Annotated in this window: 23 protein-coding genes; 19 read left to right on the top strand and 4 right to left on the bottom strand. The window is 65.6% G+C overall.

The window, feature by feature from the left end; translation table 11 throughout:
* Positions 1 to 20: 20 nt before the first annotated feature.
* The 6 genes from E8L03_RS17925 to E8L03_RS17900 all read left to right on the top strand — a co-directional run bounded on the left by E8L03_RS17925 (position 21) and on the right by E8L03_RS17900 (position 8,481).
* Positions 21 to 1,136 (top strand): aminoglycoside phosphotransferase family protein, encoded by a 1,116-nt coding sequence (locus tag E8L03_RS17925; protein ID WP_171268083.1) that lies wholly within the window; start codon positions 21 to 23, stop codon positions 1,134 to 1,136.
* Positions 1,136 to 1,741 (top strand): adenylyl-sulfate kinase, encoded by a 606-nt coding sequence (locus E8L03_RS17920; RefSeq protein ID WP_171268082.1) that lies wholly within the window; start codon positions 1,136 to 1,138, stop codon positions 1,739 to 1,741. The genes E8L03_RS17925 and E8L03_RS17920 overlap by 1 nt, the downstream gene beginning before the upstream one ends.
* Before the next feature lie 76 nt (positions 1,742 to 1,817).
* Positions 1,818 to 3,284, top strand: coding sequence for a tRNA (N6-isopentenyl adenosine(37)-C2)-methylthiotransferase MiaB (gene miaB / locus E8L03_RS17915; RefSeq protein WP_235896574.1), 1,467 nt, complete (start codon positions 1,818 to 1,820; stop codon positions 3,282 to 3,284).
* Positions 3,278 to 3,772 (top strand): bifunctional nuclease family protein, encoded by a 495-nt coding sequence (locus E8L03_RS17910; protein WP_144305107.1) that lies wholly within the window; start codon positions 3,278 to 3,280, stop codon positions 3,770 to 3,772. The genes miaB and E8L03_RS17910 overlap by 7 nt, the downstream gene beginning before the upstream one ends.
* Positions 3,773 to 3,930: 158 nt before the next feature.
* Positions 3,931 to 4,590: a histidinol phosphate phosphatase domain-containing protein gene (locus E8L03_RS17905; protein WP_144305108.1), complete on the top strand. Its 660-nt coding sequence runs from the start codon at positions 3,931 to 3,933 to the stop codon at positions 4,588 to 4,590.
* Between the two features lie 204 nt (positions 4,591 to 4,794).
* The gene (locus E8L03_RS17900) at positions 4,795 to 8,481 is read left to right on the top strand and encodes a hypothetical protein (RefSeq protein WP_171268081.1); all 3,687 of its coding nucleotides are present in this window, start codon (positions 4,795 to 4,797) and stop codon (positions 8,479 to 8,481) included.
* Positions 8,482 to 8,598: 117 nt separating this feature from the next.
* On the opposite strand, the gene E8L03_RS17895 is transcribed toward E8L03_RS17900, so the two are convergent.
* Both E8L03_RS17895 and E8L03_RS17890 read right to left on the bottom strand, forming a co-directional pair.
* Positions 8,599 to 10,557 carry a sensor histidine kinase gene (locus E8L03_RS17895; protein ID WP_144305110.1) on the bottom strand — a complete coding sequence of 653 codons (1,959 nt, stop codon included), beginning with the start codon at positions 10,555 to 10,557 and terminating at the stop codon, positions 8,599 to 8,601.
* 3 nt (positions 10,558 to 10,560) lie between these two features.
* Positions 10,561 to 11,271: a response regulator transcription factor gene (locus E8L03_RS17890; protein ID WP_144305111.1), complete on the bottom strand. Its 711-nt coding sequence runs from the start codon at positions 11,269 to 11,271 to the stop codon at positions 10,561 to 10,563.
* Positions 11,272 to 11,496: 225 nt separating this feature from the next.
* Here E8L03_RS17890 and E8L03_RS17885 point away from each other — a divergent pair, with 225 nt between their 5' ends.
* The 8 genes from E8L03_RS17885 to E8L03_RS17850 all read left to right on the top strand — a co-directional run bounded on the left by E8L03_RS17885 (position 11,497) and on the right by E8L03_RS17850 (position 19,007).
* Positions 11,497 to 12,993, top strand: a complete 1,497-nt coding sequence (locus tag E8L03_RS17885; protein WP_171268080.1) for a vWA domain-containing protein — start codon at positions 11,497 to 11,499, stop codon at positions 12,991 to 12,993.
* A gap of 228 nt (positions 12,994 to 13,221) precedes the next feature.
* On the top strand, positions 13,222 to 13,980 hold the full coding sequence (locus E8L03_RS17880) for an SIR2 family NAD-dependent protein deacylase (RefSeq protein ID WP_144305113.1): 759 nt from the start codon (positions 13,222 to 13,224) through the stop codon (positions 13,978 to 13,980).
* A gap of 54 nt (positions 13,981 to 14,034) precedes the next feature.
* Positions 14,035 to 14,766 (top strand): protein TolQ, encoded by a 732-nt coding sequence (gene tolQ, locus E8L03_RS17875; RefSeq protein ID WP_144305114.1) that lies wholly within the window; start codon positions 14,035 to 14,037, stop codon positions 14,764 to 14,766.
* A 14-nt stretch (positions 14,767 to 14,780) separates the two neighbouring features.
* Entirely contained in the window at positions 14,781 to 15,278 is a 498-nt protein-coding gene (locus tag E8L03_RS17870) for an ExbD/TolR family protein (protein WP_171268079.1), read from the top strand.
* A gap of 24 nt (positions 15,279 to 15,302) precedes the next feature.
* A complete protein-coding gene (locus tag E8L03_RS17865; RefSeq protein ID WP_144305116.1) occupies positions 15,303 to 16,289 on the top strand; it encodes a TonB family protein in 987 nt (328 codons plus the stop codon).
* An 11-nt stretch (positions 16,290 to 16,300) separates the two neighbouring features.
* Positions 16,301 to 17,614, top strand: coding sequence for a translocation protein TolB (locus tag E8L03_RS17860; RefSeq protein ID WP_235896575.1), 1,314 nt, complete (start codon positions 16,301 to 16,303; stop codon positions 17,612 to 17,614).
* A 253-nt stretch (positions 17,615 to 17,867) separates the two neighbouring features.
* Positions 17,868 to 18,251 (top strand): peptidoglycan-associated lipoprotein Pal, encoded by a 384-nt coding sequence (pal, locus tag E8L03_RS17855; protein ID WP_244963568.1) that lies wholly within the window; start codon positions 17,868 to 17,870, stop codon positions 18,249 to 18,251.
* A 174-nt stretch (positions 18,252 to 18,425) separates the two neighbouring features.
* On the top strand, positions 18,426 to 19,007 hold the full coding sequence (locus E8L03_RS17850; protein WP_171268078.1) for a DNA-3-methyladenine glycosylase I: 582 nt from the start codon (positions 18,426 to 18,428) through the stop codon (positions 19,005 to 19,007).
* A gap of 140 nt (positions 19,008 to 19,147) precedes the next feature.
* Here E8L03_RS17850 and E8L03_RS17845 read toward each other — a convergent pair whose 3' ends face one another.
* Positions 19,148 to 19,876 carry a 4Fe-4S double cluster binding domain-containing protein gene (locus tag E8L03_RS17845; protein ID WP_144305119.1) on the bottom strand — a complete coding sequence of 243 codons (729 nt, stop codon included), beginning with the start codon at positions 19,874 to 19,876 and terminating at the stop codon, positions 19,148 to 19,150.
* 376 nt (positions 19,877 to 20,252) lie between these two features.
* Between E8L03_RS17845 and E8L03_RS17840 the strand changes: the two genes are divergently transcribed.
* The 5 genes from E8L03_RS17840 to E8L03_RS17820 all read left to right on the top strand — a co-directional run bounded on the left by E8L03_RS17840 (position 20,253) and on the right by E8L03_RS17820 (position 25,091).
* Entirely contained in the window at positions 20,253 to 21,152 is a 900-nt protein-coding gene (locus tag E8L03_RS17840; RefSeq protein ID WP_167512431.1) for a PP2C family protein-serine/threonine phosphatase, read from the top strand.
* Positions 21,153 to 21,161: 9 nt separating this feature from the next.
* Positions 21,162 to 21,872: a PP2C family protein-serine/threonine phosphatase gene (locus E8L03_RS17835; protein ID WP_144305121.1), complete on the top strand. Its 711-nt coding sequence runs from the start codon at positions 21,162 to 21,164 to the stop codon at positions 21,870 to 21,872.
* A 55-nt stretch (positions 21,873 to 21,927) separates the two neighbouring features.
* The gene (locus E8L03_RS17830; protein ID WP_144305122.1) at positions 21,928 to 22,968 is read left to right on the top strand and encodes a serine hydrolase; all 1,041 of its coding nucleotides are present in this window, start codon (positions 21,928 to 21,930) and stop codon (positions 22,966 to 22,968) included.
* A 98-nt stretch (positions 22,969 to 23,066) separates the two neighbouring features.
* The gene (locus E8L03_RS17825; protein ID WP_144305123.1) at positions 23,067 to 24,746 is read left to right on the top strand and encodes an ABC1 kinase family protein; all 1,680 of its coding nucleotides are present in this window, start codon (positions 23,067 to 23,069) and stop codon (positions 24,744 to 24,746) included.
* 18 nt (positions 24,747 to 24,764) lie between these two features.
* Complete coding sequence (locus E8L03_RS17820) at positions 24,765 to 25,091, top strand: phasin family protein (protein WP_144305124.1); 327 nt, start codon at positions 24,765 to 24,767, stop codon at positions 25,089 to 25,091.
* Positions 25,092 to 25,382: 291 nt separating this feature from the next.
* Here the strand turns inward: E8L03_RS17820 and E8L03_RS17815 are convergent, their stop codons facing one another.
* Positions 25,383 to 26,153 carry a lytic transglycosylase domain-containing protein gene (locus tag E8L03_RS17815; protein ID WP_216367915.1) on the bottom strand — a complete coding sequence of 257 codons (771 nt, stop codon included), beginning with the start codon at positions 26,151 to 26,153 and terminating at the stop codon, positions 25,383 to 25,385.

The following is a 26,153-nucleotide window of genomic DNA, read 5'->3' as shown; positions in this document are numbered from 1 at the left end:
CACACACGGAGCACCCCTCCATGATCGAGCTCAAGACGAACCAACTCCAGGCATTCCTGCAGGAATCCTTTGGCCCCAAGGCCCGGCTTCTCGGCATCAGCGAGATCGGCAAGCCGGGCGAACAGGGCGTCAAGCAGTTCGGCTATGGCAAGCCTGTCCTCGTAAGCTACGAGATCGACGGCGAGCCGCAGGAGGCGGTGCTCTCCACCATGCGCGGCGACAAGTACGGCCACCAGTTCTACTGGGACCGCGCCGCCATACTGATGTTCCAGCACGAGACGGGCGGGGGCCTGGAAAAGCACGCCAGGTCCCTGGCCCTCGGCTACATCGACCAGGACGACGCGCTCCATCCGGTGCGGGACGTGCAGGAGTTCTTCCTGCTGGTGGAGAAGCTGCCGGGCTACGACTACTACCGCGACCTGGAGCGCATCATGGCCGGGGACTTCCGGCCGTCCGACGTGGACCAGGTGCGGGAGTCCGCTCGCTGGATGGCGCGCATCCACAGCCGGCGGCTGGACGATCCCCATCTGTACTACCGCCGCATCCGCAACCTCATCGGCTCGGACGAGTGTGTATTGGGCCTGGTGGACGAGGCCTATCCCCAGGGCTACGAAGACTATCCGCCCGAGCGGTTCCAGGCCCTGGAGCGCCGGCTCATCGACTGGCGCTGGAAGCTGAAGCGCTACGCCCACCGTCTGGCCGAGGTGCACGGCGACTTCCACCCCTGGAACGTGCTTATCGACGAGCGAGGCGGTTTCCGTGTGCTGGATCGCAGCCGCGGCGAGTGGGGCGAGCCTGCCGGCGACGTCGCCTCCATGGCCATGAACTACCTGCTCTTCGGCATCCTGGACGACCATCCGGACGACCCGGATGCGACGCCGCGTCTGAGCGGCCCCTTCCGCCAGCTCTTCGAGGTGCTGTTTGAGGAGTACCTGGAGGCCACGGGCGACCGCGAGATCCTGGAGGTCATAGCCCCGTTCTTCGTCTTCCGCTGTCTTGTGGTGGCGTCGCCGGAATGGTATCCGAACCACCCGCCCGCCGTGCGGCGCAGCCTGTTCGAGTTTATGGAGCGGGTATTGGCCGAGGACGTTTTTGATCCGACGTGCGTGAACAAATATCTCGTTGGGAGCTGCTGATGGCGGCCATGGCGCCTGGTTGTGTCGTATGGATCACCGGACTGCCCGGATCGGGCAAGTCTACGGTGGCGAGTCTGGTTCGGGACGAGCTGGTGGCGCGCTCCAAGCCCGTGGTCCTGCTCTCTATGGACGAGCGCCGGCGCAAGTACGTGCCCCGGCCCACATACACCCCGGAGGACAGGCGCTCGGCCTACGCACAGTTCGTCGAGGAAGCCACCCGGCTTGCGGCCAAAGGGTTCATCGTGGTCATGGACGGCACCGGCCACAGGCTTTTCATGCGCCAGTACGCCCGCAAGCTCATCCCCTGCTTTTTCGAAGTCTACCTCAAGTGCGCCCTGGAGACGGCCATGCATCGCGAAGGCGAACGGCCCGAGGGCCTGGTCATGGCCGGGCTGTACGAGAAGGCCCTGGAGCGCCAGCGTACCGGCGAGGAGGTGGACGGCCTGGGCGAGGTCATCGGCGTGGACAGCCCATACGAGGAAAATCCCGACGCCGAGCTCGTTATCGATGCGGACACAGTCTCTCCGGAAGAGGCCCAGGACATGATCCTTGCCATGCTCGATTCCGCGGACGCGCCCGACGAGCTCTCCACCGACAGCTGCTGACCCGCCCCCACCCTTTCAATTTTTACAACCGCGCAGGGGGTTTTCTCTCTGCGTAAGGATGCTTAGTAGTTATTACATGTCTCAATCCCTGCCCAACTTTCACATCATCACGTTCGGCTGCCAGATGAACGTCAACGACTCGGCCTGGCTCGCCCGATCGCTCCGCGCACGCGGTTTCCAGGAGACCGCCCGGCCCGAAGACGCCGGCGTTATCATCCTCAACACCTGTAGCGTGCGCGATAAACCCGAGCAGAAGGTGTACAGCCAGCTCGGCCGCCTGCGCTCGATCTTCGACAGGAATCCCGAGGCCTTTGCGGCGGTGGGCGGCTGCGTGGCCCAGCAGCTTGGCGACTCCCTGCCCAAGCGTTTCCCCTATGTCCGGCTGGTCTTCGGCGCGGACGGCGCGGCCATGGCGCCACAGGCCATCGAGCGGCTGGTGCGCGAGCCCCGTCTCTCCCTCTCCCTGGTGGACTTCTCCGAGGAGTACGCCGAGCGCGACACCCTGGCTGGTGAGTCGCGCGATGGTGATATCTCGGGGACCGCCGGCCAGGCCTTTGTCTCCATCATGCAGGGCTGCGACAACTTCTGCGCCTACTGCATCGTGCCCTATGTGCGCGGCCGGCAGAAGTCCCGCACGGCGGCGTCCATCCTGGCGGAATGCGAGTCCTGGGTGGATCGCGGCGTGCGCGAGGTGACCCTGCTGGGCCAGAACGTGAACAGCTACGGCCAGGACGCGGCCGGCGCGGGCCAGCCCACTTTCGCCGAGCTCCTGCGGCAGGTCGCGGCCATCGACGGCCTGGAGCGGCTGCGCTTCACCACATCGCACCCCAAGGACATCGCCCCCGAGGTGGTGGAGGCCTTCGGCGAGCTCGAAACCCTCTGCCCTGCGCTCCACCTGCCGCTGCAGTCCGGATCGGACAGCATCCTCAAGTCCATGGGCCGCAAGTACGACCGCGAGCGCTACATGCGCATCGTGCGCCGGCTGCGCAAGGTGCGTCCGGGCATGCAAATCACCACGGACCTCATGGTGGGCTTTCCCGGCGAGACCGAAGAGGACTTTCTGCAAACCCTCGGGGCCATGGAAGAAGCAGACTTTGCCCAAAGCTTCTCCTTCATGTATTCTGATCGCCCAGGTGTGCGCGCCGCCCGAATGCTGGACAAGATTCCCGAAGAGCTGAAGGCCGAGCGCCTTGCCCGACTGCAGACCCTGCAGCACGACCTCACCACGCGCACCCTGGCGAACATGGTCGGCAGCGAGTCGCTCTTGCTCATTGAAGGCGTCAGCAAGAAGCAGCCGGAGTCCCGGCACAACGCCGGCACGGCGGCCAGGAAGGAAGCGGCTTCCGCCTCTGCCGGACCGGAGTTCGACGGCGTTACCAGCGCCTGTGTACGCGGCCGGGACCCATACGGCCACGTGGTCAACATGCGGCTGCCCGAAGAATGCGACCCGGAATCCATCGCCTCGGGTTCGCTGGCCAGGGCCCGCATCCTCATGGCGAAAAAACACTCCCTGTTGGGAGAACTGGTAGGTGAGCCATGGTAGAAATGAAAGTATTCGGACTGGCTCTCGACGAAGATTCGCAGGTCCCGGTCCTGGTGCTCAAGGACCTTGAAGAGAAAACCGCGCTGCCCATCTGGATCGGCGCCATGGAGGCCATGGCCATCTCCCTGGCCCTCAACGGCGTGAAGCTGCCGCGGCCCATGACCCACGACCTGCTCCTCTCCACCCTTGAGTCCCTGGGCGGCAAGATCCTCTCCGTCAACGTCGTTTCCCTGAAGGACGGCACCTTTTACGCCGAGATTGAGGTGGACCAGGGCGGCTCCGTGCGCAAGATCGACTGCCGGCCATCGGACGGCATCGCCCTCGCACTGCGCGCCTCTGCCCCCATCGCCGTTGCCGAGGATGTGCTGGAACAGGCCTCCACCGACTCCATCGGCGAGGGCAAGCCCGTGCTGCAGTCCGACGACGCCAAGGAGTGGAACGAGCTGCTCGAAAAGCTCAACGTGGACGAGAACAAGTACAAGATGTAGGCGCGTCGGTTCCGGTGCTTATCCGGCCCTATGCGGCCGGAGGCCTGGACGACGTACCGTGGACGGCTGCGTCCTCTGCTCGCGATGCTCGCCCCTGCTCTTTTTTCCGATTGAACGCCCCCTCTGCACAGCCGTACATACCACCGCCCCCTCTGCTCATGATAGATTGCAACATCCATACGACTGTTTCCGACGGCCGGCTTGTGCCTGCCGAGGCCGCTGCCAGAGCCCGCGCCGCCGGCTGCCGCGCCGTTATTCTGCTGGACCACGCCGACACCGCCACTCTGGAGCACACCGTGGAGGTCCTGCGCAAATCCGCCGAGGACTCCATCTACACCGATGTGGACGTGTTCGTGGGCGTGGAGCTCACCTTTGTGCCGCCGGCCCTGCTGTCCGGCGCCGTGGCCCGGGCGCGGGAGCTGGGCGCGCAGCTCGTGGCCGTGCATGGCGAGAGCATCCTTGCCCCGGTGGCCCAGGGCACCAACCTCGCGGCCATCGAGTCCGGCGCGGACCTTCTGGCCCACCCGGGAATCCTCTCCCACGAGGAAGCGGCACTGGCGGCCGAACGCGGCGTGCATCTGGAGATATCCCTGCGCGCAGGCCACTGTCTGGCCAACGGCCTGGTAGCGAGCCTGGCCCGCGAGCACGGCGTTAAGCTTCTGATTAACTCCGGCGCACACGAGGCGCCAGACTTCCTGCCGGCCAACGTGCGCCGCGCCGCGGCCCTGGGCGCAGGACTCAGCAAAGACGAGTACGACGCTACCCAGGCCAACGCCCGCGCGCTGATCATGCAGATGCTCGCCGCCCCGCGCGGCTGATCCCTGCCCCGCTGCCGGCTCCAACCGGCACACCGCATTTTCCCTCCGTATCGGTTGCCCTTCGCCTGCGGCCGTGCTACCCCTCCATATAAACGATCCTATGTTGATCACCTATGCATCAGACTGCCCCACTATAGAATCCGACGCGCCAGCACGTTGACGTCGCCGATGCTCATGGCTCCTCATCCCCCGGGAGGTCCTTCCATGTCTGCAGCCGCGCAGGAGTTCGTCCGCGTAATTCTCCGTGAAACACCCACCGCGCCGAGCCGGCAGCTTGCCCTGCGCGTTCTGGAAAAGCTCGGCGCCTCCAGGCCCGAAGCATTGAACCGGCTGGAGGAGATGCCGTGCATCATCTCCCAGCGCATGAACCGCGACACGGCGGAGCGTCTGGCCTCGCTCCTGCGCGAACGCGGCGCGGTTGTCGACCTCGAAGCCGTGCAGGTGCCCACCTGGGTGGCGCAAACCACGAGCCCCACGCCACGCGCTGCGCCGTCTGCGCACGCCGCAAACCCTGCGCCCCGGCCCGACGCGTCCAGCAACTATGTAATCGACCAGGATGACGACGAGCCCGAAGGCCCCGGCCTGCTGCGGCGAATCTTCCGCTGGGGACTGGTGGGTGCGGCCGCGCTCTGCCTCGCTCTGTTCGTGGTCTGGAAGACGGCTCCGGAGCTGCTCCGAGACTATCTGCCCGTGCCGGTTCCGCTGGCGCCCACGGCTCGGGCAACTCCCAAGCCTACGCCCAACCCCTTTACCCAGCCGCCCCGGCAAACAGTATCCGCTGTCGAATACATGCCCGGCGGCCTGCGGCCCCTGCGCTGGCGGCAGATGAGCTTTCAGGACATCGCCTTCGTGGACCAGCCCCAGTACTGGAAGGACGCCCTGCTGCTCGACCCGGACCGCCGGCTCGCCAACGTCTTTTCCTGCCTGCTGGACCTCTACCATGTCTGGCCGCCGGCCCGGGCGGATAGCGCAGGCCCGGACGGTCTGACTGCGGACATCCGCTACGACGCAACGCGCATCCGCGCCAGCCTCCAACGCGACGGCGAGGAGCTGGATGCGGTGGAGCTGCCCTACGACGCCGATTTTGCGGACTGGCTCCAGGCGTATGAGCAATGGATCACCCTGCTGGAAAAACATGCCGGGCCGCTGCCCAGCTATAGCGTACCGCCGCAAAAAGCGCTGGCCATGGCGGATGATCTGCTGAACCAGGGCGAGCCACGCGCGCTGTTCCTGGGCCTAGCTGCGTTGAACGGTTTGGGGGTGGAGCACGGTCCGCATCCCGCCCTGCTGCGCCGCGCCGTCCGCGGCTACGCCCTCATGCTCATGGGCTTGCCTGATGACCCTCTGGCCCGCATGGAGCCGCTGGCCACGCGCGGCGTCGCCTTCCTGGCCATGGCGCGCCACGCCGCGCCGGATAATACGCCTGGCGAGCTTGTCCGCGACGAAGGGCTGCTCGCCCTGGCCATGGGTTACGCGAGCCACGCCCAGATGCAGGGAGCGCTGCTGGCTTCGCAAGACATCACCCCGCGCGACGACGCCGACCAGCTGATGGATCTGGCCCTGAATGCAGACTGCGCCGGCCTTGCCGACGCCGCCCTGGACGAGAAGCGCGCGGCACAATCCACCCTGGCCCCGATCCTGTACATGGACCTCCTGGCCCAGGCCGGAGAGCATGGCAGAATCGGAGGGTACGTGAACGCGGGCCGGGACTTCCTGCCCCTGACCCTGCCGGTCCTCGCCGCTTTAGCCGACGACGCTTCCCTTGCCGAGCGGCTCAATCTCACGTTCTTCACGCTGGAGTACGTCAACCACGTGGTCGGCCGGCCCAACGAGCCGGGCGGATGGCTCGAAACCGATGCGGACGTGGACGAGGACGAGTTCCCGGACATGCGCCGGTTCGCGGCGCGGCTCACGCTGTGGGACCCCCTGGCCGGCGGCGGCGACGGGCCATTCGCCACGGCGGCGGAGTGCCGCAACGTGATGCAGAGCTACTACGAATCCATTCTCTACAACTTCCACCACACGCACACCTTCAGCCGCGGCGTTGCCGAGGAAGGCCGGGAAATACTGGAAGACTTCGCAACGGCCATGGACAACCACCCACTGGTCATCGCCATGAATGCGCGAACCCTGCAATCCGCGGGACGCCACAAGGACGCTGAAGCCGCGATCTCGCCCCTGTTCAAGAGCCCGGAGTGCACGCCGTTTCTCGTCGAGGGAAACGAGTTCCTCATCTTCCCGGCGCAGGAGACCGCGTCCAGGCCGTGGCTTGCGCAGATTCTGGACTCCCGGCCCAGCGGCCTGGCCGAGTGGGCCGAACAGATCGACGAGCAGAGCAAGACCCGTGCGGCCAGCGCACTGCGGCGCGCCATACGGCTGAACCCCGCCTATGGCGACCGCGCCGTGTTCCTGGCCGAGCTGGAAGGCGACGAGGCTGTGCTCCGAGCCTCGCTCAACGGCATGAACCCCAAGGCCGTCACGGCCGGGCGGTTGCTGCGCAAAGCCGGCGACTTCTACGCCGAGCACGGCGGCAACGGGCTGGATCACGCCCTGGCCTGCTACCGCCAGGCCATCTCCCTGAACCCTGGCGACAGGATCCTGATGCGCAACACCCTGCGCGTGATGAAGAAGCTGGAGATGTGGGACGAGGCCGAGAAGCTCTACCTCGACCAGATGGGCGAGCAGATGTCGAAGAATACCGTGGGCGCGTACAACACGCGCTGCACCCTGGGCGTTCTGTACATCGAGCACGACCAGCCGGAGAAGGCGCTCCAGCTGGTGGGACACAACGTGGACAGCGCTATCGGAGCCGTCATGGCCACCACGGCCCAGGCCCTGGCCCGCATGGGGGAGGCCGAGCGCAGCGACGAGATATTCCGCGCCCTGCACGAACGCTACCCCACCGCCAGCTTCTACTACGCCTACAACCTGGAAAGCCTGATACTCGCCGACCGCATTGACGAGGCCGCGGCGTTTGCCCAGACCCGCGCCGAGGACAACACCCACATACCCCGGCGCTGGGTGAGCGACACCATGGTGGAGCTGACCAAGCACATGCCGTACGACCAGGCCGTGCAGCGCATCGGCGCGTTCTCCAAAGCGGTCAACAGGGGCAAGGGGCTGCCCTGGTGGTTCGCCCAGGACGCAATCGAAAAACTCCTTGCCGCAAACCGGCCGGAAGCGGCCCTGGCTTACATGGAGCATGCCTCCTTCACCAACGCCGGACCCACGGGCAAGATTCTCCGCTACATGGTCCTGGCCGCGCACCCCGGCTACGGGGAGGACGCCGCCCTGCGCGACCTGCGCTCCAGCACCAGGGGCAAGATGTACCTCGGCGTGGCCACCGGGCTCATGGAGCGCCAGTACTACCGCCCCGTCATGGTGGACGACCTGCTCACGTACGACACGCGCCCCAGGTTCCACGCCTACATGCTTCTGCTGCAGACCATCGGCTGGCTCGCCAACGACCGCACGCCGCAAGGCTACGACGCCACCATCCTGACCAGGCTGGACCGCGTTCCCCAGGACATCTACGCCAAAACAATCCGCTTTCTGCTGGGCAAGGCGCCGGCCGCGCCGCTGCTGGAGTACGCCACCAACGACCACAACCGCGGCGAGGTGGCCTACTACCTGGGCTTGGCCAGCCGGGTGCAGGGCGACTTCGAGACAGCCGCGGCGTGGTACACCATCGGCACGCTCTACGACCAGGACAGCAACATGGAGCACAGGTTCATGGAAGGCGAGCTGGCGCAGTGGGAAAATCTGGGGCTCAAGCAGCGCCAGCCGGCGGCGGAGACGGAGCGGCGGTTGCTCCAGGACATCCGCCAGGGCAAGGCGTACGACCCGGCGCCGCTGCCATTCGAGCAGGCGCGGACCGCGGCCACGAGCTAGGCGCGGTTGGCGAGTTGTCCGGATAGAGGTGTGGGAGGACGACGCGAGAGTCTAGGGAGTGCTTTGCAGAGTTGAAACGCCCGGGGAATCCTTAGAGTCGACAGCTGCTGAGTGGCTCTACGCCTTCAGCGGGCTGGCGTGGAAGCTCATGACCACGATCAGGCCGCCGTCCTCGGCGTTGTGCGCGGTCACAGTGCCGCCCATGGCGGCCACGAACCGCTTCACCAGGGCCAGGCCCAGGCCCGTGCCCTGGGTCTTGCGCGTCAGGGAATCATCCGCGCGGTAGAAATCGTCAAATATCCGCGCCAGGTCCCGCGGCTCTACGCCCGGACCAGTGTCGCGCACCGTCACCACTGCACGCGGGCCTTCCTCCCGCGCCGTCACGGTGATGCGCTTCACCGACCCCTCGCTGCCGAACTTCATGCTGTTCTCCACGAGGTTCATCAGCACCTGCACCATCACCTCGCGGTCGTAGGAGAAGCCGCGCTCCAGCTGGTTGTCCACCAGGAGCTCGAAGCCTTCGCGCTCGATTTTGGGCCGGAGCGACGCGCTGATCTCGGAGACTACCTCGTCCAGCCTGCCGTTCTTCAGCTCCAGGGGCCGCTCGCGCTGCTCCAGCCGGGAGAACTCCAGCACGTTGGCGATGAGTCGGGTGAGCCGCGCCGCTTCCGAGCCGATGACGCCCAGGTAGCGCTTGCGCGAGGGCTCATCCCGCGCCACGCCCTGCTCCAGCATCTCGGCATACATGCGAATCGAAGTCAGCGGCGTCTTGAGCTCGTGCGTCACCGAGGAGACGAACCCGGCGCGGCGTCTGGAGAGCTCCACGGCCTTGCGCGCCGACAGGTAGATGGCCGCGAGACCGGCCATCAGGATGAACGCCGCCACGCCAGCCGCGCCCACCAGCACCCGACGGCCCTGCCCTGCAGGCACCTCGTCGGCCGAGAGCCGCGCGCCAAGGAAGGAGAACGGCCTGGGGAAGGTGCGGAAGATGTCCACGGCCGGCGCAAAGCCCGGCTCCGGACCTTCTCCGGACTTGCCTGTCAGCAGCGTGCGCCCGGCGCCGTCGGTCACGGTCAGGGCCAGGCGCGTGTACCCGGCAATGGGCTGGTCCATGTAGTACCGGGCGATGAGGCTTTCCAGAAAGCTGTAGAGATCGATGAGAAAACCCTGGCGCACCACCTTACCGTCGGCCATCACCCGGCGGTAGACCAGCGCCCGGTCGTCGCCCAGCAGCACCGATGTGAGCGGCGCGATTTCCACCCGGAAGCTGGAGCCGGCGGCCGGCAGCTCCGGCAGCACGGCGCCGTTTCCGGAGCCTCCCAGATCGTACTCCAGAAGCGGCGTCCTGTCGGCGCTGAACGCCTCGTCCGACTCGGCCTGAACCGTGGGTTCCGACTCCCCTGACGAGGCAGTCTGATCCTTGGCCGCTGTCCTCTTGCCGGAGCTCAGGTTCAGGGCCTGGCCCGGTGTGATCTGCCTGGTCTCCTGCCTGGACTTGCCCAGCACTCGCCGCTCCTCTTCCGGCTCCCGCCGGCGCAGGTAGCGCTCCATGATGGTCGACTCGGCCTGGGCGGCCTCCTTGGCCGTGGCGTTCTGCCGCGGCGCAATGAAAAAGCCGGCCTCGCTGCCTTCCAGAGTACGCCGCGAGCCGGCTGTCCGCGCGCGCTCCGGCTGCTCCCGGATGCGCAGGAGCTCCGCATGCGCTGCCTCCAGCAGGGCGATGCGGTCCAGGGAAAGATCCACGTGGGGCGTCTGGAAGGAGCCGTCCGGGTTGGACTGGAAGTAGCCCACGATCCACGGCTCGTCCGGCTGCTTGGCCAGGGGAGAGAGCTCGCCCTCTCCGGCGCCGCGGTCCGAGGCCAGCACCGAGGCGTACTCGTCCACGGCGCGCGCCTCTTCCTGCTGCACCACTCGCGCCAGCTCGTCCTCCATGGAGTCGAGCAGGGCCGTGGCGAAGAAGCGCAGCGTGGAGGCCTCCTCGCGCTTCATGCCGCCGTAGCTCCACCAGAATACGTAGCCCAGCAGCGGCCCGAGCAGCAGGATAAAAACGAGAATGAGCAGGGTGAGACGGCGCACGATCTATCCTTCGGACAAGAGCTCCGGCGCCAGGCGGTACCCTTCGCCTCGAACAGTGACGATGAACTGCATGGCGCTGTCCAGCTGCTCCAGCTTGCGGCGCAGCTTGACCACGTGGCTGTCCACGGTGCGCGTCTCGATGTCCGCGTCGCCGTAGCCCCAGACCTGGGCCAGAAGCTCCTGCCGGGAGACGATGGCCGGCGCCTTGGCGTGCAGGTGGAGAATGATGTCCATCTCGCGCCGGGTGAGGTCCACGCAGTTCGCCCCTTCGGAGGCGGTCAGGGCCGCGCTGTCAAAGACCACGCCGCCCAGGGCCAGCCGTTCCTGGCCGCCGGGCTTGCCGGTCCGGCGCAGCAGAGCCTCGACCCGCGCCAGCAGCTCGCCGATGGAGAACGGCTTGGTCACGTAGTCGTCGGCACCGGTCTTCAGCCCGCGCACCACGTCCTCCTCGGAGCCCTTGGCCGTGAGCATGAGCACGGCCTGGCTGGGCCGTCGCTTGCGCAGGGCCTCGCACACCGAAAAACCGTCCATTCCGGGCAGCATGACATCCAGAAGGACGAGCTCGAAGCAGCCCTCCAGGGCGCGCTCCAGCCCAATCTCGCCGTCCTCCACGCCCTCCACCTCGTACCCGTGGAAAACCAGCAGATCGACGAGACCGCCCAGGATGGCCGTGTCGTCCTCCACCACGAGTATGCGTGTCTTCGCTTCCGCCATATTTCCTTTCTCCTGAAATTGCGCGCTGTACCAATACGCTGCGCGTGCGCTGCACGCTAGCATGGTCCATCCTGACAGTCACCTGCAAGAACGTAAACACACTGTGAAAAAGCGTGCGGCATCTTTTACTTTCCGCCGCCTTGAGCGCTCCGGCCGCTGGGGTATGTTTTGTCCATGTCGCGGATACACCCGCCAAGGCATGCATCCAAAGCAAGGAGGACAGCCATGCGACGGAAAACCCTGCTGCTCATCATACTCTTCGTCGTGTGCTTCACGGCGGCGCTGGCCTTCGGTCCCGGCGCCACAGCCAGCGGTTCGTCGGCCGTCAACACCCCGGACGCATCCTTCACGGAAGGCCCCCTGGAGCTCGGCGCCTCGCTCACCCGCAGCAAGGTGGCCGTAGGCTCGGACGGCCGCTTCTCCCTGGCCCTCACTTTCTTTGCCCCGGACACCTACCCGGACGACAGGCCGGCGCCTGTGGAAAAGCCCGTGGACCTCGTCGTCGTGCTGGACCGCAGCGGCTCCATGCGCGGGGCCAAGATCACCGACGCGCGCAACGCCCTGGCCCTGCTCGTGGACACGCTGAGCCCCCGCGACCGGCTGGGCCTCGTCTCCTACGCGGACGGCGTGCAGGTGCACACCCCGCCCATCCAGGTCACCGCCGGCAACCGCAGCCTGCTGCAACAGGCCGTCATGCGCATCGTGGCCGGTGGCAACACCAACCTGGGCTCCGGCCTGCGCACTGGCCTGGAGCAGCTCCGCCAGGTGGCCATGCTGGATGACGACGCACCGATCTCCTTTGACGACTGCCGAGGCTGTCCGCCCCATCCCAGCGGCCGCACTCGGCGCGTCATCCTGATCTCCGACGGCCTGGCCAACCGGGGCGTTACCGATCCCGGCGCGCTGGCAGGCATGGCCCGACGCGCCGCCATGCAGGGCTGGAGCGTCAGCGCCGTGGGCGTGGGCCTGGACTTCAACGAGTATCTCATGACCTGCCTGGCCGACGCCGGCGGCGGCACCTACCACTTTCTGGAAGAGCCCCAGGCCTTTGCCGATCTGTTCATGGAAGAGCTGCACGCGGCGCGGCGCATCGCAGCCACCTCCATGTCCATCGACATCCGCCTGCCGCGCGGCGTCTCCCTGGAGGAAGCCTCAGGCTACGAGATCACCCGCAGCGGCGACGGTGCCTCCCTGCTGGTGGGCGACATCACGGCCGGCTCCTCCCGGACCATCCACCTGACCCTGCGCGCCGACACCCGCAAGGCCGCGGAGTACGTGCTCGACTCCCTGGCCGTCTCCTACATGCAGGAGAACGCGACAATGAACCAGACCCTCGCCTCCCCCCTGCGCATAGCCGCCGTGGCGGACGAGTCCGAGGCCGAGGCGTCCTACGCACCGGCCGCCTGGGAGCGCAAGGTGCTGCGCGAGGATTACGGAAAGCTCAAGGAAACCGTGGCCCGAGCCGTGTCCGACGGCGACAAGGACGAGGCCATGGAAGCCATAAAAAATTACCGCCAGAAGACTGCACAGCAGAACCAGGCCGTGGGCTCGGACAAGGTGCAGGAGAACCTGGACTCCGAAGTGTCCGAGCTCGAAAGCTCCGTGGAGGAGAGCTTCAGCGGCTCGGCCACCGAGCAGATGGCCAAGCAGAAAGAGGCGGGAAAGCGTATCCAGTACGAGGGATACATGGACCGGCGCGATAAAAGCGCAGCACGCGACTAGGTACGCGTGTCATCCCCACGGTCCGGACGCGCCGCGGTATACCCCCTTCCGCGGCGCGTTTTTCTCTCTTGCGTGAGCGGTTAAAAACATGCTAAAAAAAGTATAGAGAGAATCTAAATATTTCGTAAGGTTCTTGTTACCGGATCCCAACCGGAAGCCAAATGTGGTAGCCGGGTCTCTTGTGATCCGTCTGCAGCATTTCCGCGCGCCGGATCCGCGAGCACGACAATGCATCTGAATAATTCACAACATGCCGCCATCATTGAAGCCGCCGAGATATGGAAAGAGGCCGAGCGGCCCGTCGTCCTGACCGGCGCCGGCATCTCCGTACCCAGCGGCATTCCGGATTTCCGCAGCCCGGGCGGCCTGTGGGAGAAGCACGATCCGGCAGAGGTCGCCACGATTCTGGCCCTGCGCACTCGCCCGGCACGCGTCTGGGAGTTCCTGTTCGACGCCCTGGACATGTTCGAGAAGGCTTCGCCGAACCCGGCCCACGTCGCCCTGGCCGAGCTGGAGCAGGCCGGCATGGTGGACGCGGTCATCACCCAGAACATCGACGGTTTGCACCAGGCCGCCGGTTCGCGCAACGTCATCGAGTTCCACGGCAACGGCTCCCGGCTCTACTGCATGCGCTGCAAGCGCAGGCTCGACCCGGCCAAAGCCGCGGCCATGACCATGGACGACAAGCCCTGGGAGTGCGAGTGCGGCGGCATTGTCCGGCCGGACATCGTCTTTTTCGGCGAGCAGATCCCCAAGGAGGCCATGGCGCGCAGCTTCGCCATGACGCAGCAGGCGGATCTCGTGGTCGTTGTCGGCACCTCCGGCGAGGTGGCCCCGGCCAACACCATCCCCGGCCAGGTCAAAAACCGCGGCGGGAAGATGATCGAGGTAAACCTCGGTCCGTCGAGCTTCGGCTCCCTGGCGGACGTGGCTATCCGCGCCAGTTGCGAGATGGTCTTGCCCGCCATTGCGAAACATCTTATGTGAGGCGCGTCCCAGCGCAACATTGCCGCGGTAAGCGGAGATTCAAGGAGATTGGGTATGGAAATGGGGTTATGGGCGCTCGTTAGCCAGGCCACCATCGTGGTCAAAGCGGTGATGATCCTGCTGGCTGTGATGTCCCTCACCAGTTGGGCCATCATATTCACCAAGGCATTTACGCTGACCGGCGCGCGCCGCAAGGTGCGCCGCGACACCGACGAGTTCCTGGACGCCGACGACCTGCACGGCGCCATCGCCCGCATGGGCCGCGACCAGAACTCCCCGGCATACCGCGTGGCCGTGGAAGGCGTCACCGAGCTGAACCGTTTCGGCGAGATGAGCGACGACACGCCGTACGAGGCGCTCAACGAGAACCTCGACCGCGCCCTCTCGCGCGGGGTGCAAGGCGAAAGCGCGAACATGTCGGGCTCCCTGCCCTTCCTGGCCACCTGCGCCAACGCCGCGCCCTTCATCGGCCTCTTCGGCACGGTCTGGGGCATCATGCATTCCTTCCACCAGATCGGACAAATGAAGACGGCGGCCCTCGCCGCCGTGGCGCCCGGCATCTCCGAAGCGCTCATCGCCACGGCCATCGGCCTTGCCGTGGCCATTCCGGCCACCGTGGCCTACAACTACTTCATGGGCATCATCGGCGGCGTGGACGCCGAGCTCTCCAGCTTCGCCGGCGTGTTCATGAACCGCGTACAGCGCGAGCTGCCGGTCCTGATGGGCGATGAAGAGGCACAGGCCCCGACCCGCCGCCAAGCCGAGAAACGCTTTACGGACCGCTGACAAAGGATCGTCCCATGGCCATCCAGACCCGTTCCGCCGGGGGCATGCTCTCCGACATTAACGTGACTCCGTTCGTGGACGTCATGCTCGTGCTGCTGATCATCTTCATGGTCACGGCCCCCATGCTGACCCAGGGCCTTGACGTGCAGCTGCCCCAGACGCGCACCGTGGAGGTTCTGCCCACGGACTCCGACCATCTCGTGCTGAACATAGCCCGCGACGGCGCCATGACCCTGGACCAGTACCCGGTGACCCTGGAGAATCTTAAGGCCCAGGTGGAAGTCAACGTGATCGCCCAGAAAAAGCAGCTCTTCCTCAAGGCGGACAAGGACGTGCCCTACGGCGTCGTGGTCGGCGCCATGGGCGAGATCAAGGCAGCAGGCCTGGAGAAGCTCGGCGTGGTGGCGGAACCCGACCTTGGGGCTCCGGACGCTGCTCCTGCCGGCGCGAATGCTCCTGCCGGACAGGCGGCCCCGGCCCAACCGCAATCTCAGAACGCTTCCGGCTCGTAGCCGTCCGTCGGAGCCTTTCCGGCAATGCGCACAATACCTCTGCTTCTCTCCATCCTGGTGCACGTCACGGTCCTCGCCGCGGTCATTCTCGGCGGCGGCCTTGGCGGCTCCAAACCTATTGATCTCACCCAACAGGTGTACACGGTGGATATCGTGGGCACGCCGGGGCTCCCCCTGGGCCCCAAGGGCGCTCCGGACAAGCCGGAATCGGCCGAGCCCGAAGGCGGACCGGCCAAGCCCGCGGCCAAGGAGATAGCGGCCGAGCCCGTGCCCGAGGTCAAACCGGAGCCGCAGCCCGCGCCCCAGGCCCAGCCCGTGGAAAAGGGCAAGGTCATCAGCGCCGAGAAAAAGGACCTGCCCAAGAAGCCGGAGGCCAAGCCCGAGCCGAAACCGGAGCCCAAGCCCGAGAAGAAGGTCGCCGAGAAAAAGCCCGAGCCTGAGCCTGAGAAAAAGCCGGAGCCTGAAAAGAAGGTCGAGAAGAAGCAGGAGCAGCCCAAGAAGCAGGTTGCCAAGAAGACCACGCCCAAGCGGCCCTCCTCGCGCGACATCATCGCTTCGGCCCTGAACGCCGCCAAGAAGGAGGCCGCCTCCCAGGAAGCCGAGGCCCGCGCCGAGCTGGAACGCGAGCTTGAAGCGCTCAAGGGCTCGGTGGGCGGCGGCGAAGGAGAAGGCGTCGGCCCCGGACGCGGCACAGGCGGCGGACGCGGCGGCGGTGGCGGCGCAGACCCCCTCACGGCCTACGGCAACTACGTGCGAAATCTCATCAAGCAGTACTGGGCCCTGCCGCCGATCATTGACCGTTCCATGAACTACTCCGCCGTTGTACGCGTTACCGTGGACCGCAATGGGAACATCCAGCAGTTCTACGTGCAGAACTCGTCCGGCCGGCAGGACTTCGACCTGTCCACCATCAAGGCGATCAAGATGGCGCAGCAGCATGCCATGCTCGAACCTCCGCCCATCAACGGCGACATTGCCCTGAACATCACTTTCAACTCGCAGGAGATGTAAGGAGCCTACCCGTGCGCGCCCACCGTATCCTGACCTCCCTCGCGTTTGCGATCATGCTGACTCTGTGCCTGGCCGCTTCCGCCCTTGCACAGAAAGCAGAGCTGAACATCAATATCTACGGCGCCGGCGAGTCCCGGTCGTTCATCGCCCTGGCCGATCCCATGACCACGCCCAACGGCGCGGCGCCGCCCCTGGCCGGCGAGCTGCAGAACCTCATCCACACCAACCTGAGCTTCCTGCCGTTCCTGGGCATCGTGCCCAGCCAGAGCGTGCTCGGCGGCACCCGGCTCAACGGCGTGACTCGCGAGACCATCGACTTCAGGCGGTTCCAGCTTGCCGGAGCAGACTACCTGCTCTCCACGGGCTGGCCCTCGCCCAACACGGTGGAGCTGCGCGTGTACGAGGCCTTTGGCACCAACCTGGTGGTGGGCAAGGCCTACGCCCAGGTAGACAAGCAGACCCTGCCCCGCGTGGCCGACAAGTTCTGCGCCGCGCTCATGGAGGCGCTCACCGGCAGCGGCGAGTTTTTCCGCTCCACCCTGGCCTTTGTCCGGGCCAGCGGCCCCGGCACCAACCGCAACATCTACACGGTGCGGCCCACCGGCCGGGAGCTCCGGCAGATATCCAACGTGGAGGGCGCGTGCCTCTCCCCGGCGTGGTCGCCCAACGGCAACGCCATCGCCTTCAGCATCGTGGCGGAGCGCTACCACTACCTCGGCCTGTGGCAGGGCGGCGAGGTGAAGAAGATGCGCTTCCCCGGCAACACGGTCATCAGCCCGGACTTCCTGCCCTCGGGCCAGCTTGCCGTGAGCCTGACGCGCAAGACCCAGCCGGACATCTACCTGCTGGGGGCCGACCTCAAGGTGCAGCGCCCGCTGGTGGAGGACGCCTCCATCAACGTCTCGCCCAGCTTCTCCAAGGACGGCCGGCTCATGGCCTATGTCTCGGACCGCTTCGGCTCGCCCCACATCTTCGTGCGCAACCTGGCCGGCGGCACGGACCAGCGCATCACCTACTCCGGCTACAACACCGACCCGTCCATCAGCCCGGACGGCTCCCTCGTGGTCTTCACGCGCATGACCGGCTCCGGCCACCGCATCTTCCTCTTCGACATGAAGACCGGCCGCGAGCAGCAGATAACCTTCGGCCCCGGCAGCGACGAGCAGCCCTCCTTTGCCCCGGACAACTACTTCATCGCCTTCGCTTCCTCGCGCTCCGGCTCCAAGCAGATATTCCTGACCACCCGCCACGGCACGGAGCCCATCCAGGTTCCCACAGGCGGGCCGGCCAACTTCCCGGCATGGGGACTGACGGACGCGCCATAATGTAAATGTTGTGTATCCAACGGGCTGCGTCCCTTGACGTCTGCGGGCTTCCGCGACAACAATCCGGCCGCTGGGCGACGATCTCGCCACCCGCAAAACAACCATACAAAACCCCTGTGTGAGGAGGAAAATTTCCATGCGCATCAAGCAACTGTCCGTTTTCGCGCTTTTCGTCTGTCTCGCGTTTCTCCTGAGCGCAGGCTGTGCGAAACAGCAAGTGGCTCCCGCCGGTGGCACGGAAGGCTCCGCCGGTATGAACCAGAGCGAATTCGAAGCCCGCAACCTGTCCGAGTCGCAACGTATCGTTCTGAGCGAAAAAATTTACTTCGCCTTCGACAGCTTTGAGCTCTCCCCCGAAGCCCGCGCGGTCCTGGATCGCAAGGCCCAGCTCATCCGCACCAAGCCGAATCTCAAGGTGCTCATCGAAGGCCACTGCGACGAGCGCGGCACCCAGGAGTACAACCTGGCCTTGGGCGAACGCCGCGCCAAAGCCGCCGAGAAGTACCTGGTCATGCTCGGCGTGCCCACCATGCAGATCGAAACTGTGAGCTACGGCGAAGAGCGCCCCGCGGTTATCGGCCACAACGAGAACGCCTGGGCCCAGAACCGCCGCGACGAGTTCCAGGCCGTCTGGTAAGCCGGTCCGAACCGATTCCCGATGCACGACGCCGGGCGGAAGCTTTCCGTCCGGCGTTTTTTGTTTGCTCACGGAGCATCGGAGCCGCAACCGCCCCCCTGCCGCCCTTGATGTCTCGGCCGGGACGTGCCAGACCATGATCCATCAACCGCACCCCAACAAGGACGCCGCCACATGAAACGATGCGATTGGGCCGCAAACGCCTCGTCCCTGGATATCCAGTACCACGACGAGCAATGGGGCGTGCCCGTACACGACGACACCCTGCTCTTTGAAATGCTTGTGCTGGAAGGCGCCCAGGCCGGGCTCAGCTGGTCCACCATCCTCAAGAAACGCGACGGCTACCGCGAGGCCTTCGCCAACTTCGACGCCGCGACTGTGGCGCAGTACTCCGACGCACAAATCGAAGCCCTGCTCCAGAACCCCGACATCGTGCGCAACCGGCTCAAGGTCACAGCCGCCGTGACCAACGCCCGCTGCTTCCTCGACGTCCAGAAGGAGTTCGGCAGCTTCGACGCTTATATCTGGAGCTTCGTCGATGGCCATCCGGTCAACAACGCCTGGGAAACCATGGCCGACATCCCGGCCCAGACCCCGGCGTCCGAGGCCATGAGCAAGGCCCTCAAGAAACGCGGCTTCCGCTTTGTCGGCCCCACCATCTGCTACGCCTTCATGCAGGCCACCGGCATGGTCAACGACCACGTCGTCTCCTGCTTCCGCTATCCGGAGATTGTTGCGCTGCATCAGGAAAATTAACTGGAATAGTGACTTAAGGCATGCCTCCGGCGGCCGGGGGAACACTGTTCCTCTGGACCCCAAAATTTGGGTCCAGGGAGCTAAGCTCCCTGGCGGGTGCCCGAGGGCAGAGCCCTCGGCTCTTTCCTTTCTAGGATTCTTCAGGCCGCCTTTGCTTTCCGTGCCTTTTTCTTCCCCCAGGGGCAGACAGCTATGCAGACGCCGCAGATATAGGGGTTGATGTGCTCGAGTTGGCCAAAAGTTTCGAGCTGCTGGAGGCAGGCGTCGAAGTCGATGGCCTCCTCGCGGGTGGCGTAGTGCAGGGTGGTGTTCACGTTGCGGATGGCGCCGGCCGGGCAGGCGTCGGTGCAGGAGGTGCAGGTGCCGCAGCGATTTTTGACGGGCTCGTCGGCCGGCAGGTCCATATTGGTCAGCACGGTCACCAGCCGCACGCGCGGGCCGAACTGGGGCGTGACCAGCAGGAGGGACTTGCCCTGCCAACCGAGGCCGCCGGCAATGGCCACGGCCTTGTGCGAGATGTAGGAGACGAAGCGCTCGTAGTCGAGAATCTGGCTGGCCGGGATGGGCATGGCTTTCGCGCCGTGGGACTGGAGGAAGCCGGCCACGCGCACGGCGATGTCGTCCAGCAGGGCGTTCACCCGCTGGTAGTGGGAGGAGTATAGCGGCGTGGGGCCGTCGGTGATCTGGTCCATGATGCCGTCGGCCAGGTGCACGGCCATGGTCACGGCGCGTGGAAAGCCGTCCAGCAGGTCGGCCGGCTCGGTCTCGATGCCTGCCAGCCGGGAGGTGTCGGCGATTCGTACGATATCGGCGCCCCATTCCCGGGCGCGTTGTTGCAGCTCGTCGCGGATGTGCCGGGTATCGTTCATGATGGTGGTATCCTCGCAGCGTGTGGGGTTCGTGGATGGGGGAGGGCCGGTTGCGGCGTAATCCCCGACCTTGTCCAGCATGCCACACGGAGGGATTGCGTCAACCCGTCCCGCCGTCACGTTCCGTCGGCCAGTTACGCCAGTACGGACGACGACGCCTCCTCCAAAGCGCCGGTTGCCATGCGTATCCGCAAAGGAAAGCAACGTCCCGGTCAAAACCGCCCTATCGACTCCAACCCTGCATGAATGCTTGTAAACCCCCGTTACATGAGCTAGAAAAATCAACGGCGGCATAGGATGGTGATCCATGATCCATGCTCAGAAAACGCTCGGATCACGCGTCCTTTTTGCGCGCCGCCCACGAGGATGCTCCACGGTGCCCATCGCCATCTATACACACGCCTCCGGAACCACCGATGTCGGCCGACGACGAGACACGAACCAGGATACTTTTTTTATCGATGAAGGCCTTGGGCTCTTCCTGGTGGCGGACGGCATGGGCGGACGCCAAGGTGGCGGCGTTGCCAGCAAGCTTGTGGTGCAGACCATCAGCTCGGTGTTGCGGCGTCATCTGGACCACGATGCGCCGGCCCCGGACCCCAATGAGCCCCTGCTGCTGAACGACGGGGAAGACACCCACCTTGCCAAACGGGGCCGCCTCCTGAAAGGAGCCTTCCTGGCCTCCAACCGCGCCGTGTTCGAGAAATCCACCAAGCATCCGGCCCTGCGGGGCATGGGCTCCACCGCAGCTGCCGTGCTGCTGGACAACGACATGCTGGAAGTGGCCAACGTGGGCGACAGCCCCATCTACCTGGCGCGGAACGGCGAGATACACCTGATCTCCGTGGTCCACACCGTGGAGGCCGAGCACGCCGCCAAAATAGCTTCCGGCGAGCTGGATCCGGATTCCCCGCCCCTGGACAGGCGCTACCGCCACGTGCTCACCCGCGCCGTAGGCGTGGCCCCCACCCTGAAAGTCCAGATGCGCAAGGTGCAGATTCAGGACGGCGACATACTACTGCTCTGCTCCGACGGACTTTCCAACAAGCTGGACCCGGACGAGATGCTGCCTGTCGTCACACAGCACGAGCCGGCAGCGGCCTGCCGCGAGCTGGTGGACATGGCCAACGAGCGCGGCGGCGAGGACAACATCTGCGTCATCGTGGTCCGGCTGCGCGCCATGGAAACCGAGACCCACGAGGAAGAAGAGGACGACGGCTTCCGCGTCAAGCCGAGCATCTTCACCATCATGGGCCGCCTCCTGGGCAAGGGATAACGGGCGAGCATGGTCAAAATCGAGGTCGCCGCGCTCTCCGACGTGGGCCGGCGCAGAAAGTCCAACGAGGATTCCTACCTCATCGACCGTGACCTGGGCCTCTACCTGGTGGCTGACGGCATGGGCGGGCACATGGCCGGCGAAGTGGCCAGCGCCCTGGCCGTGGAGGTGTTCGGCGAGTCTCTGCGCCGCACCGCCGGGAGCGAATTCTCGGCGGCCGAGCGATTGCGCTTCGCCATGAACGCGGCCAACCGCACCGTCCGCGGCAAGTCCCTCGCCAACCCCTTGTGGAGCGGCATGGGCACCACTATCACCGCCCTGCTCCAGGACAAGTCCGGCTTTGTCATCGCCAATGTGGGCGACAGCCCGGCCTATCTGCAACGCAACGGGACCACCACCTGCGTCAGCCAGATACACACCGTGGCCGAGGAGCGCGGCGTACCCGAAGGCGGCTTCCCCTCCTCCATCTACTACCACATCCTCACCCGCTCCATCGGCACCCGCTCGGACGTGGAGCCGTACATCACGCCCCTGGACCTGCAGCTGGGCGACATCGTGGTGCTCTGCAGCGACGGCCTCTCCGACAAGATGGAGGGCCACGAGATCATGCGCATCGCCACCTTCTCCACCCCCACATCGGCCTGCCGCCAGCTGGTGGAGATCGCCAACGAGCGCGGCGGCGAGGACAACATCACCGTGGTCGTGCTGCGACTGACCTGATTTCCCGCCGCTCCGGCCCCCTTTTCAAGCCACGCGCAATGCTTATTTCAAGTGAATGCGCACCCTGATTATCCGTATTCTTTTTACAACGGCCATCGTCCTTGCCCTCTGCTCCACAGCCCTGGCCGGCAACGCCTCCGCACCTGATGCCGTGGGCATAGCCGGCACAGGCAACGCCAATGCCGTGGGCAACGGTACTGCCCTGGCAATGCCGGAGCTGCCGCCGGAGCCCGTGCCCGACGCCGCCCTGAACGCCGCGCTGGACCGCATGGTCCGCGAGACCCTGGCCGAGGTCTCCGACCTTGCCGAGGACCGCGTGCACGTGGCGCTCATCGATCTGGCCGACCCAGAAGCTCCGCGCTCTGCCCACTTCCATGGCGACGAGCCGGTCTACCCGGCCAGCGTGGTGAAGATGTTCTACATGGGCTACGTCTACCACTTGGCGGATCGCGGCGAGATCGAGATCACCCCGGAGCTGCGCAAGCAGCTCACCCAGATGATCCGGCCCTCCTCCAACGTGGCTACGGGCAAGATCGTGGACACCTGGAGCGACACCCACGAGGAGAGCCTGATGCAGCCCGACGAGTTCCGGGAGTTCTCGGAAAAGCGCAACGCCTGCAACCGCTGGCTCCAAGGCGTGCTGAGCATCGAGGACGTGAACGCCAACCAGAAGACGTGGGGCGGGACCATTCCGGACGCCGAGCGCCAGTTCCTCAGCGGCGGGCAGTTCGGCGGCCCCTGGGTGAACCGCAACTCCATGACCGCCCTGTCCGCGGCGCGCTACCTCCAGCTCCTGGCCCAGGACAGGCTTGCCTCGCCCCAGAGCTGCGACGCCATGCGCACCCTGATGCAGCGCAACGTGGCCGAGCAGCCCTACCAGAGACGCCGCATCGCCGGCGGCGCGCCCGAGGGCGCCAAGGTCTACTCCAAGACCGGCACCACCAGCGACACCTTCCACGACGCCGGCATCATCCGCCTGCCAGACGGCCATACCTTTGTCCTGGTCACTCTGGTCACCGGCACGGGCAACAGAGGGAACTTCATCCCCGAGCTCACCCGCCGCGTCAGCGACCACCTCGTCACCGAATCGAAATGATTCGGGAAATGCCACACCTCCGTCTTGGAAATCGCATCCCACCTATGGTATCTCTCATGTTGCACTCGCGTACTGCGCAGTGACAAACAGAGGGGACCATGCAAAACCACACCGGCTTACTCCGACTCTCCACCCTGAAGGCGGCCAACCGGCTCCGCGTCGTCATCACGGTATTCATCAAGTATGGCTTCGGCGAAATCTCGGAGCTGCTCGGGCTGAGCCGTTTCACACGATGGCGCTGCCGGCGGAACGCCTGTCCCATCAGCCACGAGATGACGCTGTGGGAGAAGATCCGCCACATCATCGAGGAGCTCGGCCCCACGATGATCAAAATCGGCCAGATCCTTTCCATGCGTCCGGACCTGGTGCCGCCGGAGCTGACCAACGAGCTCCAGAATCTCCAGGAAACCGTGCCACCCGTGGCGTTCGAGGCCATCAAAACGCGCGTGGAACGGTCATTGGGCAAGCCCCTGGAAAAGGTCTTCTCCAGCTTCGAGCAAAAGCCTATCGCCTCGGCCTCCCTCTCCCAGGTGCACAGGGCCGTGCTGCGCGAGACCGGCGAGACCGTGGCCGTGAAGATCAAGCGACCCGGCGTGGAAAAGACCGTGGAGGCGGACCTGGACGTCATGGCCTACCTCGCCTCCCTGGCGCACGAGCGGGTCTACTCCCTCAAGCCGGCCAACCTGCCGGACGTGGTGGACGAAATACGCAAGTCCCTCATGCGGGAGCTCGACTTTCTCAACGAAGCGCGGAACATGACCTACTTCAACCACTGCTTCGAGAATGATTCCACGGTCCGCGCGCCCAAGGTCCACGGCAAGTACTGCACCAGCGACGTTCTGGTCATGGAGTACGTGCCGGCAACGCGACTGGACAAGATAACGGCCGACAAGGACCGCCGCTTGGCCATCGCCAACCGCGGGCTGGACTGCGCCATCAAGCAGATGCTGGACTTCGGCTTTTTCCACGCCGATCCCCACCTGGGCAACCTCAAACTCGGCGAGAACGACGAGCTCGTGTTCTACGACTTCGGCATGGTGGGCCGCTTCACCCCGGAGATGCAGTCGGCCATCGTGGACTACATCATCGCCGTGGTGAAATCGGACGCCCGCCGCGCCGCCCGCGTGGCCCTGGACATGGCCGTGAAGGCGCCGCCGCTCATCGACTTCGTCCGCTTCCAGTCCGACATCATGTTCCTGCTGGAGCGCATCCGCACGCCCATCAACGACAACCCGAACTTCGGCATGTTCCTGCTGGAGCTCACCAGCCTCTGCCGGCAGTACGGCGTGTCCCTGCGCTCGGACTACATCCTGATGGCGCGCGCCCTGCTGGCCACCGAGGCCGCCGGCCACACCATCTGCCCGGAGTTCGACGCCGTGGCCGCGCTCAAGCCCGTGGCCCTGCGCTTCATGGTCAAGCGCTACTCGGTGCTCTTCTCGGACCGGCCCCCTTTGGGCGACCTGGACAGCAACCTGCGCCTCATCTCCAAGATGCCCGAGCGCATCGACAAGCTTTTCCGGATCATGGAACACGGCCAGCTCAAGGTGGAGATGGAGCAGCACGACTTCGGCCGCATGGTGGACCGCATGGGCTCCATCGCGGACCGCATCGCTACCGGGCTCATCGTGGCTAGCCTCATCGTGGGCTCGTCCCTCTTGTTCATCTCCGGCCTGGGGCCCAAGTGGCACGGCATTCCCATCCTCGGTCTGGTCGGTTTCACCCTGAGCGGCGTCTTCGGCGCATGGCTGCTGCTCCGTATGGTGTTTACACGCAAATAATCTGCACAGGAGTGCGATATGGACAACATTTTCAAGAATGGATTCCTGACCGGCCTCGGCGTGGGCCTGATGATCAAGGACGGCGTGGAAGACTCGCTGGAAGAGCTGCTGGCCAAGGGCAGGGAAAAGGCCCAGGGCTTTGCCGATCGCAAGGGCAAGTTCATGGAAGAGCTGCAGAAGTACATGGACGACCTGGAGATTCGCGGCAAGGACCAGGTGCAGTCCGCCCTCGGCGAGATCGGCCTGGTCAGCCGCGAGGAGTACGAGGCCCTGCTGGCGCGGGTGGAGCAGCTTGAGCTATCCACCGGCCACCGCGGCGCGTACAGCGAGCCGGACGCCGAGTAGCCGCCCGCACTGCGACGCATCTCCGACCGCCACGGTCGGACGCCGCCGCCCCTCGATACCGCTGGACTGTTTAACACCGCCGGACGCTCCGTTGCGTCCGGCTCCTTCTCTTGCGGCCAACGCGCGGCTGACGGTCACACGCGATTCAGCGCGAACACGCGCACACTACATCTACGCGCCGGCGTCGCGCAGCACCGGCCGTACCCGTGCCGCGGACGCAACAAAACGCCCTGCCCACGCATTGCGCACGGCAGGGGTCCACGCTCTCAATCCTCTGGAAGGTTCCCGAATCTAGCTGGCCGAGTAGCTGTCGTAGAAGCGCAGCACCCGTTTCACGTAGCGTTTGGTCTCGCGGAACGGTGGGATGCCTTTGTGCCGCCGCACATTGGTGGGGCCGGCGTTGTAGGCGGCCAGGGCCAGCTTGGTGTCGTTGTTGAACACCCGCAGCAGCCACTTGAGGTAACGCACGCCGCCGTCGATGTTCTCGGCCGGGTCGAAGCTGTTGCTCACGCCCAGATCCCGCGCCGTGGCCGGCATGAGCTGCATCAGCCCACGCGCGCCCTTGGAGCTGACGGCCCGCGGGTTGAAGTTGGACTCCGCGCGCACCACAGCCATGACCAGCGCCTCCTCCATGCCGTACTTGGCGCAGGTGGCGTTGATGATGTCGCGCATCGATTTCATGTTCGGCAGCGGGCCCAGCCGCGGCTGGAGCGAGGCCGTGACGCGGTACCACCCGGAGGTCACGCGCGAGGCGATCCGGCGGCAACGCTGCAGACCGTCGCCCATGGTATCCCGAAGCTCGGCCAACAGCGGCGAGATCCGCATATCGATCAACGCCCTGGACGTGGCCGAGACCCGCATCGCCAGGCCTGCCGCGCCGTTCGCGATGCCATGCGCCGTCGGGGCTATGGACGCGCTCACAGCGGAGGCCGCGCCCGATACGCCTTTGGCCAAGCCGGAAACGGCACGCGCGCCGCCCTCGGACGCAAGACGCACGCCGGCAAGAGGGGCGAGGCTGACCAAGGCGAGGATCGCCACTCCAAGAACCGTCTGTCTGTACAT

Source organism: Oceanidesulfovibrio marinus (genome assembly GCF_013085545.1).
In the GTDB taxonomy this organism is placed as follows: Bacteria; Desulfobacterota; Desulfovibrionia; order Desulfovibrionales; family Desulfovibrionaceae; genus Oceanidesulfovibrio; species Oceanidesulfovibrio marinus.
The sequence above is the reverse complement of the archived record's forward strand: the minus strand, read 5'-3'. Positions and strand labels throughout refer to the sequence as shown.

Excerpts from the sequence above, each read along its gene's own strand:
- E8L03_RS17850 (WP_171268078.1), top strand. The coding sequence starts at position 18,426 with ATGAAACGATGCGATTGGGCCGCAAACGCCTCGTCCCTGGATATCCAG.
- E8L03_RS17835 (WP_144305121.1), top strand. The coding sequence starts at position 21,162 with ATGGTCAAAATCGAGGTCGCCGCGCTCTCCGACGTGGGCCGGCGCAGA.
- pal (WP_244963568.1), top strand. The coding sequence starts at position 17,868 with ATGAACCAGAGCGAATTCGAAGCCCGCAACCTGTCCGAGTCGCAACGT.
- E8L03_RS17815 (WP_216367915.1), bottom strand. The coding sequence starts at position 26,153 with ATGTACAGACAGACGGTTCTTGGAGTGGCGATCCTCGCCTTGGTCAGC.
- E8L03_RS17820 (WP_144305124.1), top strand. The coding sequence starts at position 24,765 with ATGGACAACATTTTCAAGAATGGATTCCTGACCGGCCTCGGCGTGGGC.
- E8L03_RS17885 (WP_171268080.1), top strand. The coding sequence starts at position 11,497 with ATGCGACGGAAAACCCTGCTGCTCATCATACTCTTCGTCGTGTGCTTC.
- E8L03_RS17825 (WP_144305123.1), top strand. The coding sequence starts at position 23,067 with ATGCAAAACCACACCGGCTTACTCCGACTCTCCACCCTGAAGGCGGCC.
- E8L03_RS17920 (WP_171268082.1), top strand. The coding sequence starts at position 1,136 with ATGGCGGCCATGGCGCCTGGTTGTGTCGTATGGATCACCGGACTGCCC.
- E8L03_RS17925 (WP_171268083.1), top strand. The coding sequence starts at position 21 with ATGATCGAGCTCAAGACGAACCAACTCCAGGCATTCCTGCAGGAATCC.
- tolQ (WP_144305114.1), top strand. The coding sequence starts at position 14,035 with ATGGAAATGGGGTTATGGGCGCTCGTTAGCCAGGCCACCATCGTGGTC.
- E8L03_RS17910 (WP_144305107.1), top strand. The coding sequence starts at position 3,278 with ATGGTAGAAATGAAAGTATTCGGACTGGCTCTCGACGAAGATTCGCAG.
- miaB (WP_235896574.1), top strand. The coding sequence starts at position 1,818 with ATGTCTCAATCCCTGCCCAACTTTCACATCATCACGTTCGGCTGCCAG.
- E8L03_RS17865 (WP_144305116.1), top strand. The coding sequence starts at position 15,303 with ATGCGCACAATACCTCTGCTTCTCTCCATCCTGGTGCACGTCACGGTC.
- E8L03_RS17900 (WP_171268081.1), top strand. The coding sequence starts at position 4,795 with ATGTCTGCAGCCGCGCAGGAGTTCGTCCGCGTAATTCTCCGTGAAACA.
- E8L03_RS17880 (WP_144305113.1), top strand. The coding sequence starts at position 13,222 with ATGCATCTGAATAATTCACAACATGCCGCCATCATTGAAGCCGCCGAG.
- E8L03_RS17905 (WP_144305108.1), top strand. The coding sequence starts at position 3,931 with ATGATAGATTGCAACATCCATACGACTGTTTCCGACGGCCGGCTTGTG.
- E8L03_RS17845 (WP_144305119.1), bottom strand. The coding sequence starts at position 19,876 with ATGAACGATACCCGGCACATCCGCGACGAGCTGCAACAACGCGCCCGG.
- E8L03_RS17830 (WP_144305122.1), top strand. The coding sequence starts at position 21,928 with ATGCGCACCCTGATTATCCGTATTCTTTTTACAACGGCCATCGTCCTT.
- E8L03_RS17870 (WP_171268079.1), top strand. The coding sequence starts at position 14,781 with ATGGCCATCCAGACCCGTTCCGCCGGGGGCATGCTCTCCGACATTAAC.
- E8L03_RS17890 (WP_144305111.1), bottom strand. The coding sequence starts at position 11,271 with ATGGCGGAAGCGAAGACACGCATACTCGTGGTGGAGGACGACACGGCC.